This is a genomic window from Barnesiella sp. (assembly GCF_022723415.1).
Taxonomy (GTDB): Bacteria; Bacteroidota; Bacteroidia; order Bacteroidales; family Barnesiellaceae; genus Barnesiella; species Barnesiella intestinihominis.
In genome coordinates this window covers 1-1,563 of the sequence record NZ_JAIJHU010000137.1, presented here as the reverse complement: position 1 = coordinate 1,563, position 1,563 = coordinate 1, and the positions used below count along the sequence as shown (strand labels likewise).

General features: G+C 49.8%; 1 pseudogene. It reads right to left on the bottom strand.

The features are described from left to right. A pseudogene (locus tag QVD32_RS13115) lies at nucleotides 1-1,563 on the bottom strand (hypothetical protein); the annotation flags it as partial.

Below are 1,563 nucleotides of genomic sequence, written 5' to 3'. Positions count from 1 at the left end.
TCACCACCATATTTCATGCCATCATCCATGGTAGCCACATCATGTACGGAGCCTAAAGAATCAGTATACGTAATGCGTTCGGCATTGGTGAACGAGCCTTTCGGGTGATTCTTCTGACTGTCCAGCGTTGCCTGTTTTAGAGCAGTCGAGATGTCGATAGAAGCACCATCCTGCCCATCTTCCCCTTTTGGACCAGTCAGACCGATATGGCCGACACCATCTTTACCGGCAATGGAAACGGCATCCTTACCATCTTTTCCGGAAATACCGACTTTGCCATCAATACCATTGACGCCGTCTTTACCGTTCGGGCCAGTAATGGATACGCCATCCTTGCCGTCTTTGCCTACCTTGACAGAGTCCGCACTGATAGCATTATCCATGAGAACGGTAATCGTCGTCTTGCCATTTTCATCCTGTGCAACCGTCGTCGTCAGGTTATCAGCACTATAGGTATGGCCGTCTTTTGCCTTCGTGCCGACGATATCAATGGTACTGTTCAACTTGTTGCCAACAGGGTTCGTGCCATTTTCAACAGCTGCGTTGGCACCGAATTTCAAACCGTCGTCCAGTGTTGCCACCGTATGCGTTGTCGTGCCGGCTTCGCCGTCTTTGCCATCCTGATAGACGATTCGTGTGATGCCATCCGTGCCATTAACGCCCGGTGTGCCGTTGGTACCATCCGTGCCATTCTTGCCGATAGTCTTGATAATGGTAGTTACACTGCCATCAGCACCATTCTTGCCCGTGATACCAATCTGGCCGTCTTTCCCATCCTTGCCCGTTACGGTCACGGTCTGGGTCTTCAGGTCATCGGCCAGCTTGAAGGTTACACTGCCATTTGCAGCTGTCGTTACGATCTGATTATCCGTACCATTGAAAGCTACAGCCTCGCTGAGTTTGTTCTGGCCGCTGGTGTTATTGTCCCCTGTGTATTTCAGGTCCACCGCACCGGCTGCCTTGCTGTAATCCACAGACAGGTCATAATCATGGCTGGTGGCATTCGGGTCATTGGCGTTCTTATCAACTACAGTAACTGTACCATCACTGGATTTTACGGTTGTCTTGCGGGCATCGGCAATATGCTTCACGTCGCCGATGTTGGCTCCATTGTTGTCACTGGCATCCGTATACGTATTGCCCAGGCCACTGCCCATATTCGTCACCTGGTTGCCGCCGAATTTAATATTCCCATCTTTGATGACAATGTCTTTGTTGGTATCGTTGTTCGCATTCTTGATAGTAATGCCGCTGGTTTCCATCGTGGTGTTGCCGGTCGTCACGCTGGTCAGGCCGGTCAGTTTATCTGCCAGTTTGATGGTCAGTTTGGCATTATCACCATCTTGTTCTGCTTCAACACCGATGTTGCCAGTCGTCAAAGACTTTCCTTCTCCGGTTTCGCCTTTGATATTGACCTGATTGTTCAGTTTAACAGAAACAGGCGCATTATCCGTCTTGTTGACGTCACCACCATATTTCATGCCATCATCCATGGTAGCCACATCATGTACGGAGCCTAAAGAATCAGTATACGTAATGCGTTCGGCATTGGTGAACGAGCCT